Source organism: Mycoplasma mobile 163K (genome assembly GCF_000008365.1).
In the GTDB taxonomy this organism is placed as follows: Bacteria; Bacillota_I; Bacilli_A; order Mycoplasmatales; family Metamycoplasmataceae; genus Mycoplasma_J; species Mycoplasma_J mobile.
In genome coordinates this window covers 374,738-393,522 of sequence record NC_006908.1, presented here as the reverse complement: position 1 = coordinate 393,522, position 18,785 = coordinate 374,738, and the positions used below count along the sequence as shown (strand labels likewise).

Sequence of the window (18,785 nt, the reverse complement as noted above, 5' to 3'; positions counted from 1 at the left end):
TATTATGAAAAAGAATTTGACTAACTTAAGAATTGAAACTTTAGAAGATTTAAAAATTGCCAAAAGTAATTTTTTAAACAATGATTTAGAATTAAAGCAGTTGATGAATGATTTAAAACTTGCTTCTAAAGAACAAAAAGCATCAATAGGACAAAAAATAAATTTTTATAAACAAGAAATTGAACAATTTTTTTTAACAAAAAAAGAAGAAATAGAAAAAAAAGAAGTTCTTAAAAAAATTCAAGATGAATTTATTGATGTTTTTGAAGAAGTTAATTTTTCATCTTCTTTACACCCACTAACTTTAATTGAAAATCGTTTTAGAACTTGGTTTTTAAATAATGGTTATTATGAAACAGAAGGAAGCGAAATCACAACTGATAAAATTAATTTTGAATTATTAAACATACCTAAAGATCATCCTTCAAGAGATATGCAAGATTCTTTATATTTAGAAAAAGAACAAAATGGAGATCAATTGCTTTTAAGAACTCATAATACAGGTTTTAGTATTATTGAATTGATCAAAAATAAAAACAAGGCTTTTTCTGCTTTTTCGATTGGAAAAGTTTATAGAAATGATGAAGATGATAACACTCACTCTCATCAATTTTCTCAAGTTGATGTAATTGTTGCAGGAAAGTATAATTTTCCAAATTTAATGTGATTATTAAAATCTTTACTTAGTTATGTTTTTGAAGAAGAAGTGAAAATTAGATTAAGACCTTCTTATTTTCCTTTTACAGAACCAAGTTGTGAAGTTGATGTTTTTTACAAAAATAAATGAATTGAAGTTTTAGGTTCTGGAATTATTCATGAAAATGTTATGAAAGCTGCTGGATATACTAATGACATGAATGCATTAGCTTGAGGAATTGGAATCGAAAGAATTGCAATGATTAAATATGGAATTGATAACATTCGTGAATTTTATAAAAATGATATTAGATTCTTAAAACAATTTAACCTTGAAATTGAAAAACTAGAGGTGTAAGATGAATCCAAAAACTAAGAAAAAAGTTTTAATTGGCTCATTAGTAACTTCTATTGTTATTATACCTGTAGCTATAACTTCAACAACTTTATCTATATTAGAAAAAGACAAAAATGAAAGTGAAGCTTTTTTAAGAAAAAATTTAGAGCTTGTAAATCGAATCGATTTCAATAATTTGGGTTTTGACAAAAATTTACTTCCTGAAAACATTTTTCCGACAAATTTAGCAAGTCATTTTTTGAATCATTTACCTGAGAAAAATTTAATAGAATATGATTTTATAATTCTTAATAATTTAAATATTAATTCGATTGAATTTCAAATCAAAGGATTTTATAAAAATATTGAGTTCAAAACACAAGAATTCAATCTTGAATTAAATTCAATTTCTACAATTATTGAAAATTATTTGAATAAATTAAAGAATTTTAATTTGAATGAAAATTCTCTTGAAATTGAAAAAAGAAAAAAAATCAATCCTTTAAAAATCAATAGTTCAAATATTAATAAATTTATAGACGAAGAAAAAATTTTAAGTTTACCAAAAATGCAAAAAGATTTTACTTATTCTTTTGAATATATTGAAAATAGTTCAGATTTTATAGAAGGAACTTTAAAAATAAGAGCTTGGATTTTATATAAGAATGAAAAATTTTCAATTTCAAATAATCCAATGGAATTATCATTGAAAAACTTTTTAACTACAAAAAAATATTTTGAAAACACAAAACAAACTTTATTAAATAAAAGTGAAAAACTTGAATTGCAAGTTAGTGGATTATTAAGTGAAACATTACCTTCTATCATTGAAAAAAATTCAGATATTACTACTTTAATTAAAAATTTTTTGAACTTAAATGAACAAGATGTTTCATATATTTTTACAAATTTTATACCTAATGATAAAGAAGGAACTTTAAAAATAAATGTAAATTTAAGTTATTTAAATCAATTTGAAAATTTTGAAATATGTATATCAAATTTTAGAAACAATATAAGTATTAATGAATTGAATCAATTGATTTCAGAAATAATTATTACTCCAAATGAAAATTTAATTGTAAAAGATTTTTCAGAATTCAATAATGGCCATTTTGATGAGCAATTTTTAAAACAAAAAGGGATAAGTCTTTCTTTGCAACACCCCATTTCAATTAAAAGTATTACAAACTTAGAATTTAAAAATTCAAATGAAAATCAAGGAAGCACAACAGTTATTTTGACATTTAAAAATACACTTCTTTCAAATCATACTTTTATTCATAAAATAAATCTTAGTGGTTTTCAAAAATCTGATGAATTAACAAGACTTGAAAAACTTGTTTTAAAAAATGAATCAATTTTTGTTCTTAAAAAAAATGACATATTAATTGAAAATGAACTTGTCAATCAAGAACACTTGAAAATTAATTATGGTATTAGACTTGAAAATATTGATGAAAATTTATTTAGTTTAATTGATTTTATTGAAATTAAAAATACCAATATAACAGAAGGTAGTGCAGAAATAGAAATTACTTTAAAAAATAATTTAGGTTCTTTTACTAGAAGGTATTTCGAATTTAAAAAAGGAACAAAATTTGATTTACTTCAGTACACAACTTTTGAAATTTTACCAAATAGTTTTGCACCTTTAAAGCAAACTATTTTTAAACCTTCAATCGAAAAAATAAAACACCTTAATATTAATTTCAATTTTATAGAAAAACTTTCTTTTGAAGATCTTGAAAAAATTGAAATTTCAAACAATGAAAATGGCTCAATTAGTGTTGAAATTCTTATTTTTAATGATAAAAGTAAAACATTTATCATTTCAGGATTTGCGAGTCAAACATTAAAAGATATTTTTGAAAATCTTATTTTAAAAATTGATAAATCAAAAGAAGCAATAGATATTTTGATAATTCCTGAAAACGGATCAGATTTTATTAATTCAAAACAATTGCAAGAAATCGGCATTTCTTTAAACACTATTGATGATGAATCAATATTAAAAAAAATTGGAATTTCAAGCATTAAATTTGAAAATTCAAATAAAAGATTAGGTTTTGTTGGAAAAATTGAAATAAGATCAAAAATTCTAAATTTAACAAAAACTTTTAACAATGTTAATGGATTTTTTATCAATCCATTATTTGTTGGGATAGATAGGTTGAAAATAAGATCTATTAATGAATCAACTTTAGATAAATTAGAATTAATTATTCCTAAAAATAACACTTTTCACATTACAAAAGAACAACTATCAAATGCAGGAATTGAAATAGATTTTAATGAAATTGTGAGTCTTGAAGATGTTTTATTTATTAGATTTTTTCATTCTCAAACAATTAATAAATTAGATGTGAATAGAATTTTCATTAATGTTCAAATTCAATTAAAAAATTCTGATGTGAATAAAACTTTTAATGATTTATTATTTAAAACTAATTTAGAAAATTCATTAAATAGGTTAAATATTAATGTCTTGCCTCAAACAATTTCAAAAAATACTTATTTAATTGCTTCTGATAATTTTGAAGAAAATAAAAATTGATTAAATAATCAAATAGGTTTAGAAATTTCAACCTTAGATAATTTAGATAATATTTTAAACTGATCTTCAATTCTTTCGATTGAATTAAAACAAGATCTTTTTCAAGAGCAATTTGCTAGTTTAGAAATTAAATTAAAAAATGGTTTATCAAGAACAATTTTTCTTTCAGGTTTTGCAACTACTTTAAATGAAATTAATAAAATGGAAATTAGAGCTTTAAGTACAGTTTTTCCAAAAGATACTTACATTTTTATTTTAGAAAATCAAAATTCTATTACAGAAATTCAATTAGCAAATGCTGGACTAGAAATAAATTTTATGAACGATTCTATTTTAAGTCTTAAAGACATTGAAGTCATCAAAATTGATTCTTCATCCATTTTTGGAAGCGCAAGTGTACTTATTTATTTTAAAAATGGTTTATCAAAAAAATTAAATGTAATTGGTTTTAAAAGAGATGAATTTGCAATAAATTTACAATCTTTAAGACTTACAACAATAAATTCAAATATTCCATTAGTTAAACAAGAAATAATTATTCAAAGTACTAAAGAAAAATTAATAACATTTGATGATTTATCATTTCAAAATTTAAGAATTTCAAATCCAATATTATTAAAAGATATTAGTGAAATCAAAATTAATCCAAATAATTTTGATTTAGGCATTGCCAGTGTTTTAATAATTTTTAAAAATGGCATTGAAAAAAATCTTTCTGTTTCTGGATTTAAAACTCATGATTTAATCAAAGCTTTAGATGATATTGAAATTTCCGGAAATAATTTAAAAATAGCTAAAAATATTATCATTGTTCCAAATACAACAATTGGAAATACTAATATTACAATCGAACAATTAAATAGTATTGGTCTTAATTTGAAATTTAATGATTTTTTAAATTTATCTCATTTTAGTAAAATAGAAATAATGAATACTATTTTTGGAAATCCTACAATTAATATTTCATTAAAAGATTTAAACTACACCAAAACATTTAATAATGTTTTGGGTTTTAGGAAAAACTCTATTTTGGGCAGCTGGAATGCTTCAAGTATTTTAGGTAATAATACTAAAATTTTAACATCCAGTAAAACAATTTGAATTTTAAATGGAAATCAAAATATAACTCAAACACAATTAGATGAGCTTGGAATTATGTTAAATCTTGCAATAGGAGCATCAATTAATGATATTGAATCTATAAGTATAAGTCCAATAAATAATTCTTCCAATGCTTTTATATCAATAAGATTGAAAATTGACAACATCATTATTAGATTTAATGATGTTTCAGGATTTTTAAAAATTGAATCAAATAAATTAGTGAATTTAAGAAATTCTTTTGTTGCAACAATAAATAAGAGTTTTTATCCAAATGAAATAATTACTATTTTAAAAAATGATCAAGGTTTTATTAGTCAAGATGATTTAGATAAAAATAATCTTAGAATTGCTTTTGCTAATAACATTTCTCTTAATGACATTGATCAGATTCAAATCATACCTAATTTTTCAGATCATAGTGTAAGTATCAAAATTTCTTTAAAAAATGATTTAGGATTCCATACTTTTACAAATATTACTGATTATTTAGAAAATGAAAAAATTGCTAGTTTTAATAAGTCTTTTGTTGCGTTAATTAATTCTGATTCATTTGGGAAGAATTTTAATTTATCAATTGATAATGGATTTGTTTTTAGTGAAATTTCTTTAAGAGAAAACAATTTAAAATTGTTTTTATTCGATGAAAATTTTACTTATGAACATATTAAAACAATTAATGTTACAAAAATTTCTAATTCAATTCATATTGTAATTACTTTAGACAATGGTTTTGTTAAAATTTTTTAGTTAAAATATATAATTAAAAATTAAAGGAAGATTATGAAAAAGTTTTACATTAGCACACCTATTTTTTATCCTAATGGGGATTTGCATTTGGGGCATTTATATTCAATGAGTATTGCCTGGGCTATTAGAAATTATAAAAAATTAAAAGGTTATCAAACTTTACTTTTAACAGGTTCTGATGAACATGGTCAAAAAATTATGCAAAGTGCAGAAAAAAATAATTTGAGCCCTAAAAATTTTGTGGATCAACAAGCAGAAAAATTCAAATCTTTTTGAAAAAAATTTGATATAGAATATGATGTTTTTGTAAGAACCACTGATAAAAAACATAATAGTGTAATTGAAAAAATTCTAACTAAATTAAATGAAAATAATTTTATTTATAAAAGTTTTTATGAAGGTTTGTACTCTATTTCTGATGAAGAATTTTTAACAAAAACACAAGCTAAAGAAGTGAACGGAAAGTTTTTTCATCCTGTTTCAAATCATGAATTAAAAATTGTAAAAGAAGAATCTTATTTTTTGAAAATTAGTCAATTTCAAAATTGATTGAAAAAATATCTTGAAGATTATCCTAATTTTATCTCCTCGCAAAAAGTAATAAATGAACTAAAAAGTACTTTTTTAAATGAAAAATTAGAAGATTTATCAATAAGCAGAAATAGTTTTGATTGAGGAATTAAATTTTCATTTGATAATAAACATATTGCATATGTATGAGTTGATGCATTGTTTTCTTACCTTAGTCCTTTAGAATTATTTTTAAATCAAGAAAAATTTAATTCTTCATGAAATGATGATGTGGAAAAAATACATGTTGTTGGAAAAGAAATTACAAGATTTCATGGAATTTATTGGCCAATAATGTTGAAAATGTTAAATTTACCATTACCAAATAAAATTCTTAGTCATGGATGATTAATTACATCTACAGGAAAAATGTCAAAATCAAAAGGAAATATTGTGAATCCTTTAGATCTTTTAGAAGAATTTGATAGCGAAACAATTAAATTATATTTATTAAGCGCTTTTAGTATTAATAGAGATGGTGTTTTCGATAAAGAAAATATTAAATTTTTTTACAATTCTTTTTTAGCAAATAACTATGGAAATTTGATTAGTAGAGTTTCAAGTCTATTTAGTCAAAATTTTTCTTCTAAAATAAGTTGAGATCAAAATTCTTTAGATAAAATTGATTATAGTATTTTGGATAAAATCGAAAAATCAAAAGAAGATTTCATGTCTAATTTTGACAACTTTGAAATTGATAAAGCTGTTGAAATTTTAATTAAATTAGGAAATGAATTAAATGGATATGTAGATTTAACAAAAGCTTGATTGCTTAAAGATGATAAAAAGAGATTAGCTACTATTTTATTAATTTTAATTAATGGAATTTATGCAATGAGTGCTTATTTAAAAATCTTTATGCCTTTAAAGATTGAAAAAATAGAAAGAGATTTTTTTCAACAAAATGCTTCTTTAGAAAATATAGAAAATTGAAAAAAATTTGATGATATATTTATCAAAAAAATTGAATCTATTTTTAATAGAATAAAATAATTCAAGTTATTTAATAGTGAAAGGAGGACAATATGAAAAATTTCAAAGAATTGGACTTAAATTCACAAAAGAAAATTTATGGTGGAGGATTCTTTACAGCTCTTATTGCTTTAATTCCATTGCTTACTACTTCAGTCATTTCCATTGTAGGTTCTATTAAATTATCTCAAAGTAATTCAGGAGAATTAAAAACAAAAGACACAACTGTAAAATTTGAAAACCCTGATCCAATTGATGATTCCAAGAAAAATAATGTTTCTACAAAACCACCTATTTATTTTGTATATTAAAAAGTTATTCTAATAAATTAAATAAAAAATCTAAATCAATATTCTTGGTTTCAAGTGAGTTTTCGAGTACAATGTCAATAATTTTTTGCTTTTGACTTTGTAATTCGAAAACTTTTTCTTCAATTGTGTCTTTCATAATTAATTTGAAAACGTTTACACCTCGTTTTTGACCTATTCTATGCACTCTGTCAATTGCTTGACTTTCAACAGATTGATTTCATCAAATATCATACAAAATAACATTGTTTGCGCTTGTTAAATTTAAACCTAATGAACCTGCTCTTAAAGAAATAATCAAAACATCAATATCACTACTTTCGTTAAAATATTCAGTTATTTTAAATCTTTCTTTTTTATTTGTTTTTCCGCTTATAATGTCATATTTAATATTGCTTTTAATAAAATTTTTTTCAAAAAATGGGATATTTTTTGTAAATTGTGTGAAAATTAAAACTTTTTGTTTTAGTAATTTAATTGATTTAATTAAATTTATACAATAATTTAATTTTTCGCTTGTATCAAACTTATCGCTTTTCACAAATGGAGAAGAAGCTATAATTTTTAAATGATTAATTGCTTTAAGAACAATTAAGTGTTTGTTATTTGTCGTTAAAGAAGAATTATTTTTCAAAATATCTAAAGAGTATTTAATTTTGCTTAATTCTTTTTGGTAAAAAGTCTTTTCATCACTTTTTTGCTTGATTTTTATTACTTTAATTTCCTTATCTGATAAAGAATCTAAAACTTCAGATTTCAATCTTCTCAAAATGAATGGATTAATCTTTGCTAATAAATGCTTTGTATTACCCTCTAAAAAAGGTTTATAAAAGACTCTTTTGTATGCGTTTTTTGATAGCAAGTAATTAGGTAAAATAAAATCAAAAATACTTCATAATTCTAGAAGATTATTTTCTAATGGTGTACCTGAAAGAGCGAATCTATATTTTGAATTAATTTTTTTTATTTCTTTTGTAAATTTTGTCAAATAATTTTTTATCATTTGACCCTCGTCTGCAAAAGAACAATAAAATTCAACATTTTCAAATTCTTTTGAGTCCCTTGCAAATTGATGATATGAAGTAATAAAAATAATATTATTATCTCTATTATCATTAATTAATTTCGTTCTCAAATTCTTTTTACCATCAATTACAACGATTTTCAATTTTTCACTAAATTTTTTAAATTCATTTTTTCAATTGTAAATTAAAGAACTAGGACAAATTACAATTGAAGGTTTTTTGATGTTTTCGTAATTATATAAATTATCTAAAAGAGCAATTGTTTGAATAGTTTTTCCTAGACCCATTTCATCCGCTAGAATTCCACCCATATTCAATGCAATCATTTTTTTGAATCATTTAACACCTTCAAATTGATAATCATGAAGTTTGGTTTTTAAATCATCATTTATTTTTAATTTTTTAACTTCTGTTTCAGCATTTTTTATAATATTTTTTAACTTTTTAGCCAGGTCAATTGAATTTGGCTGATTAGAATTTTCTATAAAATCTAATAAATAATAACTATTGTGGAAATTCAAATAAAAATTGTTTTCATTTTTTGATAATAAAGAATATATATTTAAGTTTATTTTTTTAAAGTCTTCTTCTAAATTTTCAAAGTCAATATTTTTCAAATTAATCAATCTATTATCTTTAGTTTCAAAAAACTCATCTTTATTCAAATATGATCTAATAGCTTCAACTACTTCTTCATTGGATAAAAGTGGCAAAGATAAACTCATTTCTAGTAAATTATTTTTTAATTCTAAGCTATTTATACTGAATTTAGATTGATTATCTTTTGTTTCAAATGATTCATCAATATATATTTCATAATCATCAAGTGATTTTCATCTTTTAATAAGAGCTTTTAATTTGAAATATTTTTCTTTAGAATTTATATAACCTTGTTTTTTGATATTATCAAAAGAATCTAAAAATGATAAAACACTATTTAAAAATTCACTTTCATCACACTTATCTTCTAAATTTTTATTTAGATCTAAATCATTTTTAATTAGTGATGATTCGTTTAAATATTTGTATTCATTTAAATGTTTTGTTGCAACTTTTACAATAATTTTTTGAAGTGTAACGTCATAATAAAGTTCTAATCTTTTTGTACAAGATGATTTTTCCTTAAATTGTTTAAGAAAATTAGTATTTAGATCGAAATTGTCCAATTTTACATTTTTCAAATTATTGTATAAATTTTCATACTTTTCAAGGATATTTCTAATCTCACTTTTTGTAAATGAAACTTTTGTTAAATTTTTAAAAAGTTGAATCATTTCTTTTGCATCTTTAATATTTTTAAAGTAAATGTTATTGCTTTCAATATTTTCTTTACTTTTTAAAGTAATATTGAATAAAATAAATTCATTAGATTCTGAAATAATTTCAATATTTGATACACTCAAAAAACTCTCTAACAAAAACCTTTTACTATCATAAACTTTAAATTGCAATCATTTCATATCAGGGAGAGAATTATTAATATTTATTTTTTCAATTTCTTTATTACCGTATAAAAAATGCAATTCATTTTTTATTGAAAATTCAACTAATAAATTTAAATTGGAAAGTTTCATGTCAAAACTTAAAATTGAACTATTATTAAAAACTGTTATTTCTGTTAAAAAATTTACAATATTATTTAATTTAGATTTTGCCTCAATTTTAAAAACACCTATTTTACCTGGAATAAAATAAAAGATATTGCTAAATTCATTCTTAAAGAATAATGATGTAAAATGATTATTTTCTTCTATAAAAATTGATATAGAAATAAGTTTGTTATCAGTTTTATGTGAATTAATTTTTAAAAAATAGTTTTCCATTTTATTTAGATCTGGACTACTTTTTTCTTTTTTCATAATTTAATTATAAAATTTTATTAGGGTTTTTAAAAAAATAAATGATTTAAAAAAAGTTGATTTTTGACTTTTTACTATATCTTATTAAATGTTCTTTTTTAATATATAATTTTATTAATTATATGACTAGTTAATTTTAGCTATTTTAAAGGAGTTACTACGATGTTTGAAATAAAAGATTATGCAGCAAACTATTTTTTAAAAGCACATGAAATTATTAAAAAATATAAACCAAATGATATTGTTACAATGCAATTTTTTCAAAGAAAAAATAATGTTAAGTTATCTGGCATTAAAGAAGTCTTAACTTTACTTGAAAAACACACAAATACTTCTAAGTATAAAATAAAATATTTAGAAGATGGAGAAATAATTAACTCAAAAGAAGTTGTTTTAGAATTAGAAGGAAAATATACAGAATTCGGAATTTTAGAAGGAATAATAGATGGAATTTTAGCAAGAAATACTTCAATAGCTACAAACATCTATCATTGTATGCAAGCTGCTCCTAAAAAAGAAATTATTTTTATGGGAGATAGAGCTGATTTGTATCTTAATCAAGAATCAGATGGATATAGTACAAAAATTGCTGGAATAAATGCTTATTCAACAAATGCTCAAGCTAATGGAAAGAGTGAATTAGTTTTCGGAAGTATACCTCATGTTCTTATTCAACATTTTAAGGGAAATCAAATAGAAGCTTTGAAAGCATATCAAGAAATGTATCCTGAAGATGATTTAATTGGTCTTCCTGATTATAATAATGATGTTATAACTGAATCGCTTAAAATTTTAAAAGAATTTGGTAAAAAATTAATCGGAGTAAGAGTTGATACTTCTAAAAGTGTTAAAGATAAATATTTCGAAAATGAAATCTCTGAAGAATTTTATGGATCAAACCCACATTTAATTAAAGCATTAAGAAGAGAGCTAGATTTAAATAATGGAAAACATGTAAAGATTATAGTTTCTTCGGGTTTTAATCCGAGTAAAATTCAAGAATTTGAAAAAGCAAATTCTCCTGTTGATTCTTATGGAGTAGGTGAATATATTATGGGGATAACAACTCATTTTACTTGTGATGCAGTAAAATTAAACGGAGAGAAAGTAGCTAAAATAGGAAGAGAGTATTTTGATACAAATAATTCAAAAAGATACAAAGTTTATTTAGGAAGCGAAAAAAGGTAAATATGAAAATATTCAAAAAAAATAAAAAAATAAAAAAAATTTCAAAAAAAACAACTGATGAATTATTTGTTGAAAATAGTTTAATTTTGCCAGTTGAGAATGAGAATAAAACAAATGAAGTAAATCTTTATAATTCAAAATCATATGCTGGTCCTTATCGTTTCGATCCTTTTAAAAATAAAAATATAGAAACAAATACTTTAGACTTAAAAGTTGCAGCAACATTTTTTCCGAGCGGGAAAGAATCTATTAGCAATATTAATTCATTTAAAAAAAGTAATAAGAATTATGAAATTGAAACTAATTTAGGAAATAATTTTGAAAATAAAATTGAAAGTGACCTTATTTTTCCAGGATATTTAGAAAACTTTAAAAGAACAAATAAAACTTTTCGTGAAGAATCAAAGATTCAAAAAAATCCTATAAATGAATATGAAAATAATTCATTTCATGATTTAAATAAAAAACTTGATTTTAGTGAATATGATTTTTCTAAATTAAAAGATTTTTCAAACAATAAAATTGAAAAAGAAGAATACAAAGAAATATTTTCAAATTCTTACTCAAACACACAAGAAAATTCATTGGCAGTAAATAAAATTGAAACAAATAATTTAAATCAAAAAGAGTATTCTTTAGGTGATTTTTCAGAAACTATTTTTATTCAAAATGATGCGAGCCAACAAAATCAAGATGTTTCAAATTTTCCTAATTTGGAAAAAACAAAAGATGATCTTAATTTTAATACGGGATCAAAAAATGAAATTGAAAATAGTGATTTTTTCCAGTCATCTTTTAATTCAAATTCAGATACTTTTAATCAAAATAAAAATGTTAAAGAATATAGTATCCCAAAACCAGAATATATTCCTAAAAAACAAGTGAATACAAATAATACTCAAGAGCAAATCGTTTTTCAACAAGAGCCTGTTAGTCCTTTAAACAAGGCAAAACCATATGAATATGCTTTTAATCAACAATTTGAATATATTCCTAAAAAACAAGTGAATACAAATAATACTCAAGAACAAATTGTTTTTCAACAAGAACCTGTTAGTCCTTTAAACAAGGCAAAACCATATGAATATGCTTTTAATCAACAATTTGAATATATTCCTAAAAAACAAGTGAATACAAATAATACTCAAGAGCAAATTATTTTTTCACAACCACAAAATAATAAAAGAACTGTTGGATACGAATATGCCTTTGGACAACAATTTAACTATATTCCTAAAAAGCAAATGAATAATAATGGTAATATTCAAGAACAAATTGTTTTTCAACAAGAACCTGTTAGTCCTTTAAACAAAGCAAAACCATATGAATATGCTTTTAATCAACAATTTGAATATATTCCTAAAAAACAAGTGAATACAAATAATACTCAAGAGCAAATTATTTTTTCACAACCACAAAATAATAAAAGAACTGTTGGATACGAATATGCCTTCGGACAACAATTTAACTATATTCCTAAAAAGCAAATGAATAATAATGATTATAGTAATACTCAAGAGCAAATTGTTTTTCAACAAGAACCTGTTAGTCCTTTAAACAAGGCAAAACCATATGAATATGCTTTTAATCAACAATTTGAATATATTCCTAAAAAACAAGTGAATACAAATAATACTCAAGAGCAAATTATTTTTTCACAGCCACAAAATAATAAAAGAACTGTTGGATACGAATATGCCTTTGGACAACAATTTGAATATATTCCTAAAAAACAAGTGAATACAAATAATACTCAAGAGCAAATTATTTTTTTTCAGCCACAAAATAATAAAAGAACTATTGGATATGAATATGCTTTTGGACAACAATTTGAATATATTCCTAAAAAACAAGTGAACAACACTCAGGAAAAAATAATTTTTACAAATAATTCAGTTGTTAATAAAGGACAAACATATGAATATAATTCAAAAGTTAGTTACATTCCAAAAAAATGAAATGTTTAAAATATTAAAATAAGACTTCAAATTCAAATCATATTTTAAAAATCAAGGAGTTTATAATGAATATTATTACTAAAAAAAATGAAAACCAAAAATACAATGATAAAAAATTTATTAAAAAAATAAATTTTTTTGAAAATTTTACAAAACCTAAAAGCGAATTAAAATCAAATTTTAACCAAGAATTTATAAATGTTGTTCAAATAAAAAACGAAAAAAGAAAAATAGGTTTTGAATACAATAGAAATAATAACTACATGCCAAAGAAAAATGTTGAGCAGTCATTTGTTGTTGTAAAACAAGAAGATCCTAAAAGAAAAATAGGTTTTGAATACAATAGAAATAATAACTACATGCCAAAGAAAAATGTTGAGCAGTCATTTGTTGTTGTAAAACAAGAAGATCCTAAAAGAAAAATAGGTTTTGAATACAATAGAAATAATAACTACATGCCAAAGAAAAATGTTGAGCAGTCATTTGTTGTTGTAAAACAAGAAGATCCTAAAAGAAAAATAGGTTTTGAATACAATAGAAATAATAACTACATGCCAAAGAAAAATGTTGAGCAGTCATTTGTTGTTGTAAAACAAGAAGATCCTAAAAGAAAAATAGGTTTTGAATACAATAGAAATAATAACTACATGCCAAAGAAAAATGTTGAGCAGTCATTTGTTGTTGTAAAACAAGAAGATCCTAAAAGAAAAATAGGTTTTGAATACAATAGAAATAATAACTACATGCCAAAGAAAAATGTTGAGCAGTCATTTGTTGTTGTAAAACAAGAAGATCCTAAAAGAAAAATAGGTTTTGAATACAATAGAAATAATAGTTATATATAAAATAATACAAAGGGGTTTAAGTGAAGACAAATATTTTTACAAGTGAAAGTGTTGGAAAAGGACATCCTGATAAAATTTGTGATCAAATTAGTGATAGAATTTTAGATTCTATCTTAAAAAAAGATTGCAATGCAAGAGTTGCTTGTGAAGTAATGGCTTCTAATAAGTTAATTGTAATTGGTGGTGAAATAAAAACAAATTCATATATTGATGTTGTAAAAGAAGCATGAAATATTTTATTGAAACTAGGATATGATGAAAATGATTTTACAATTATTTCAAATATAAATAAACAGAGTAGTGATATTTCATTTGGAGTTGATAAATCTAATGGATCGATTGCAGCAGGAGATCAAGGCATTGTTTTTGGATATGCCACAAATGAAACAGAGCAATTTTTGCCATTAAATTTTGTAATAGCTCATGAAATTTTAAAAATAGCTGAAAAAAAACGTTTAAATAAGACTTTTCAAAATGCTAAAAGTGATATGAAATCACAAGTTACTATGGATTATTCTGATCCTAAAAATCCTAAATTAGTAACAATCATAGTGGCTATTCAGCATGAAAAAAATATAGATAAAGATGAATTTGAAAAATTTATAAAAGATGAAATAATTTATGTTGTAACAGATAAATATAAATTGAATAGAAATTTTGAAATTCTTATAAATACTGCTGGAGATTTTACAATTGGTGGACCAATCGGAGATACAGGATTGACAGGAAGAAAAATAATTGTTGATACATATGGCGGATGAGCAAGACATGGTGGAGGTGCTTTTAGCGGAAAAGATTACACCAAAGTCGATAGAAGTGGTGCATATTTTGCAAGATGAGTAGCAAAAAATTTAGTTGCAGCAGAAGTTGCTGATAAAGTAGAAATACAATTTGCATTTGCAATCGGAAAAGAAATGCCTATCGCAATCAATATAAATGTTACTAACGAAAAATACAAAATAGAATTAATTGAAAAAGTTGTGAAAAATTTATTCAATTTCAATGTTGGAGAAATAATTGAAAAATTAGATCTTAAAAAGCCTATTTATGAACAAGTTGCTTCTTTCGGTCATTTTGGAAGAAATGACTTGGATTTATCATGAGAAAAATTAGATTATGTTGACAAAATAAAACAATTTTTGAAAAAATATCCTGAAGGTAAAATATTGAATAATGGATAAACTCAAAAAAAGACACTTTTATAATGGTATTGATTATGTATTGGATGGCGAGTCTAAAAAACTAATTTTATTAAAAGAATTTCATGAAAAACTTTTAAACAAAACTTTGTGAGGAAGTTTTGGATTTAAAAAAATTGGAGGAAGTAATATTGGTGATGTTCTATTAAAGAATGAAAAATTTCATTCTGAATTTTCTGCATTTGCTAAAATTTCATATTTAAATTTGCCTATTTTAGATCCGAAGTATGTAAATGCTGGAATAATGATTGAGCCAAAAGTAATTGAGGCAATAGAACAAATAAGCAATTATAAAGTTCAGACTTTTGATCCAAAAAAATATAATTACGATTATTTTAGTGATAAAGATGAAATTGTAGGTGGAATCCCTGATGGATATGTCGAAGAAAAAAAAATAATCTTAGAAATTAAAACAACAAAAGAATCTAATTTTGAAAATTGAGAAAAATATGGTGTTCCAAATTCTTATTTAAAACAATCGCAATTATATTCTTTTTTAATGGGTGTTGAAGAATTCGCAATTGTTGCAACTTTTTTGAAAAATGAAGATTATGAAAATCCAGAAAATTATCCAATCAAAAAAAGAAAAATAAAATCATATAAATACAAAATAAATAAAGAGCAAGTATTAGATGATTTAGAAAAAGTTAAAAATTGATATCATAAACATACTAAAACAGGAGTTTCTCCTGAGTACAATGTTATTGAAGATAAAGATCTTTTAGATTATTTAAAATGTCAAAATGAAGAAGAATGACTTAATCTTTTGAAAAAGTGAGATTCAGAAGGTAAAGTAAAGGTTGAATATGGAAATTGATAATAAAGAAAATATTATTTATTTAAAAAATTTTAAAAGATTATTGACTTCTCAAGCGTTTTTTGTTTGAAATGACTTAGAAATCCCTTCAGCTAATACCGATCTATTAGATACAATGGATGATGAAGAAAATACAGATTCTATTTGAGAAATTTTTTTAAACCCTGAAGACACTAGAAACATTGATATTACTGCTAATATTTATAAAAAACTAGAAGAGGCTGCATTTGATTTTCTTTCAAATAAATTTAATAAAAATGAAGTTTTTATTAATACTGAAACAGAAATTGAAGTAGCTTTAAAAAAAACTCTAGATGCAATCCAAGATGAAAAAATGAAACTTATCATAAATCCTGTTTTTAAATATAAAAATGCAGTTGCAAAAATTGCTTTTTATGATAAACAAAATAAAAAAATTGGAGCAATAAAATTCACAACATCAACTAAGTTAAGCGATTATATAAAAGCTTTTTATGATTTTTCAATTGCTACTGCTTTTTTTGAAATTAAACAATACTCATTGATTATTTTAAATTACAAAGACAATTATCTTAAAAACGAAATTGATTTTCATGAAACTTTTTATGCAAATACAACTAAAACTAAAAGAAGTTCAAAAAAAGATATTTTTTATTTTGAAAAAAAATTAAGATCTTCTGGAGAATCTGATGAATCAGAAACCATTTATGAAAAAATCTCTAGTAGAATGATTAAAAAAAATTTAGACTTTATGCCTTTTGATTTATATTTAAGTCAAATAAATCAAGCTTTAGAAATTAAAAATAGATTGCCCTTAAATCAAGATGATAATACAGATTGGGGAGAAAACCCTTTTTTAAAAGAATTAATCAAATTAGATTGTCCAAAATATTCTGATTTTAGTGGAAAAGTTATTTCAAAGAATGAAATAATATCAAATAATCCTAAGGAATCAAAAATAAGAAGAGATATTGAAGAAAATAGAGATGAAATAAGATTTGCAGAAATAGAAAATGTAATAAAGTCTTTAAAAGAAAAAAATGCAAGAATAATTTGATACGATTTTGAATCATATTCTCTTCCTTATTCTGCAATTGATAATTATTTGCCTTATAAACAAATTCCTTTTCAATTATCAATTATTGAAACATTAAATGACAAAATTATTTCAAAAAATAATCTTGTTTATGATCCTTTAAACTATACTAACGAAAATTTCATTGAAATAATTAATACTATTTATTCAAAAAAAGCTGATTCTTATGTTGTTTACAATAAATCATATGAAAACACAAGATTAAAAGAAATGTGTGAAAATTTAAAAACAACTAAAAATAAATTATTTGGAAATGTAGAAAAATTAAATGATTTGAATAAAAGAATTGAGTACATAATTTCTAAAACAGTTGACCTTGCTGAATTATTTATTCCAAAAGTGGATCAAACACCAATATTTCTGTCAGAACTAAAAGGATTTTATAGTATAAAAAAAATTGAAAAATACATTACAAAAAATCAAATAAAATTGAAAAATAATATTGTTCCTTATTCTACATTAGAAGTAAAAGATGGTTTAATGGCTATGAAACTAGGAATTAAAAGATCTTTAAATATTATTGGAAATGAAGAATGAAAAAAAGAAAAAGAAAATTTGAAGAAATACTGTGAAAATGACGTAAGAGCTATGCTTATGGTATATGATTTTGCAATATATATGCAAAACAATAGCTTCAAAGGAGAACAAAATGGAAGATCTTAATTTAAAAAAATTTGCAAATGATTTATGAAAGAAAAATTTTGGAAATAAAGATGTTGTAAAAGATTTTACAGGAACTTATATTGTAAAAGAAGAATTCAATACAGGTAAAAGATATTCTTGAAATTTAGATAAATATGATGAAAATTTTCAAGAGTACTATATTGCTAATGAATTATTTATTTTACAAAGAAATTCCCAAGAATCTTTTTCATTTAATAATGTAAATTATTTTGTAGATAGTGACGAAACAGGAAATTTTTTCAATTCAAAAGATTTACTTTTAAATGTTGAAAACATTAAAAATATTGATTCGAGTATTAAAAATGATTTGGATAAAACGCAATCTATTAAATACTCTGCTTTAATTATTACTTTAAAAATGATTAAGCCTCAATTTCAAAATATTGTCACAAATTATTTTTTCAGAATTTCTAAAAGCTACAATTTTGTAAATATCTTTTGTGAAAAAGATGTAGATAAACTCATAATCAAAATTTTATTTAATGAAGATGTTCATAAAACTTTAGATTTATCTTTAATTTTTTCTTCAAGTCTCCCTCTTTTAATGCATAGAATAAGTAAAAAATTCAAAGAGGAACCTTTTTTATATAATGATTATGTTTTAAGAGGAAAATTTTTTAATATTTTTGTTCTTTATTTTGAGTCTAAAGAAAACTTTTTTGTGTTAAATTCATTAAATAATACGGCTTTATATTTACTTACATTTGAAAATTTAATATTTGTTACAGAAAATTCTTATTTGAAATTACAAAGTAAAATTTATAGTCCAAATGATTTTAGTTTGCCTTTAGAAATTAGTCCTATTATTAAGTTATATAGTTTTGATTATGCTAATAAGAGTTTTGTTCAATACTTAAAAAATATTAAAAGAGAAGATAATAAAAAATAAACAACAAATATGTTG

The 18,785-nt window shown here is 22.6% G+C and carries 12 protein-coding genes; 11 read left to right on the top strand and 1 reads right to left on the bottom strand.

Annotation, left to right across the window (positions count from 1 at the left end; genetic code table 4):
* Positions 1-4: 4 nt before the first annotated feature.
* Genes pheS through MMOB_RS01690 form a run of 4 tightly spaced genes read left to right on the top strand, consistent with a single transcriptional unit; the run spans position 5 to position 7,234 of the window.
* Positions 5-994 (top strand): phenylalanine--tRNA ligase subunit alpha, encoded by a 990-nt coding sequence (gene pheS, locus MMOB_RS01705; RefSeq protein ID WP_011264837.1) that lies wholly within the window; start codon positions 5-7, stop codon positions 992-994.
* 1 nt (position 995) lies between these two features.
* Positions 996-5,381 carry a lipoprotein 17-related variable surface protein gene (locus tag MMOB_RS01700; protein ID WP_011264836.1) on the top strand — a complete coding sequence of 1,462 codons (4,386 nt, stop codon included), beginning with the start codon at positions 996-998 and terminating at the stop codon, positions 5,379-5,381.
* A gap of 33 nt (positions 5,382-5,414) precedes the next feature.
* Positions 5,415-6,944 carry a methionine--tRNA ligase gene (metG, locus tag MMOB_RS01695; RefSeq protein WP_011264835.1) on the top strand — a complete coding sequence of 510 codons (1,530 nt, stop codon included), beginning with the start codon at positions 5,415-5,417 and terminating at the stop codon, positions 6,942-6,944.
* Positions 6,945-6,976: 32 nt separating this feature from the next.
* Positions 6,977-7,234 (top strand): hypothetical protein, encoded by a 258-nt coding sequence (locus MMOB_RS01690; RefSeq protein ID WP_011264834.1) that lies wholly within the window; start codon positions 6,977-6,979, stop codon positions 7,232-7,234.
* 4 nt (positions 7,235-7,238) lie between these two features.
* Here MMOB_RS01690 and MMOB_RS01685 read toward each other — a convergent pair whose 3' ends face one another.
* Positions 7,239-10,115 carry a DEAD/DEAH box helicase gene (locus MMOB_RS01685; RefSeq protein ID WP_011264833.1) on the bottom strand — a complete coding sequence of 959 codons (2,877 nt, stop codon included), beginning with the start codon at positions 10,113-10,115 and terminating at the stop codon, positions 7,239-7,241.
* Between the two features lie 162 nt (positions 10,116-10,277).
* Here MMOB_RS01685 and MMOB_RS01680 point away from each other — a divergent pair, with 162 nt between their 5' ends.
* From MMOB_RS01680 to MMOB_RS01650, 7 genes are read left to right on the top strand one after another with little or no spacing between them, the layout of a single operon-like run.
* Positions 10,278-11,303 (top strand): nicotinate phosphoribosyltransferase, encoded by a 1,026-nt coding sequence (locus MMOB_RS01680; protein WP_011264832.1) that lies wholly within the window; start codon positions 10,278-10,280, stop codon positions 11,301-11,303.
* Positions 11,304-11,305: 2 nt separating this feature from the next.
* Positions 11,306-13,270 carry a hypothetical protein gene (locus tag MMOB_RS01675; RefSeq protein WP_011264831.1) on the top strand — a complete coding sequence of 655 codons (1,965 nt, stop codon included), beginning with the start codon at positions 11,306-11,308 and terminating at the stop codon, positions 13,268-13,270.
* Between the two features lie 56 nt (positions 13,271-13,326).
* Positions 13,327-14,106, top strand: coding sequence for a hypothetical protein (locus MMOB_RS01670; RefSeq protein ID WP_011264830.1), 780 nt, complete (start codon positions 13,327-13,329; stop codon positions 14,104-14,106).
* Positions 14,107-14,126: 20 nt separating this feature from the next.
* Positions 14,127-15,287, top strand: coding sequence for a methionine adenosyltransferase (metK, locus tag MMOB_RS01665; protein WP_011264829.1), 1,161 nt, complete (start codon positions 14,127-14,129; stop codon positions 15,285-15,287).
* Complete coding sequence (locus MMOB_RS01660) at positions 15,280-16,125, top strand: MAGa7180 family putative nuclease (RefSeq protein WP_011264828.1); 846 nt, start codon at positions 15,280-15,282, stop codon at positions 16,123-16,125. Before metK ends, MMOB_RS01660 begins: the two co-directional genes overlap by 8 nt.
* Complete coding sequence (locus MMOB_RS01655) at positions 16,112-17,860, top strand: DUF2779 domain-containing protein (protein ID WP_011264827.1); 1,749 nt, start codon at positions 16,112-16,114, stop codon at positions 17,858-17,860. Before MMOB_RS01660 ends, MMOB_RS01655 begins: the two co-directional genes overlap by 14 nt.
* Positions 17,847-18,770, top strand: coding sequence for a hypothetical protein (locus MMOB_RS01650; protein WP_041362861.1), 924 nt, complete (start codon positions 17,847-17,849; stop codon positions 18,768-18,770). The genes MMOB_RS01655 and MMOB_RS01650 overlap by 14 nt, the downstream gene beginning before the upstream one ends.
* Positions 18,771-18,785 lie beyond the last annotated feature (15 nt).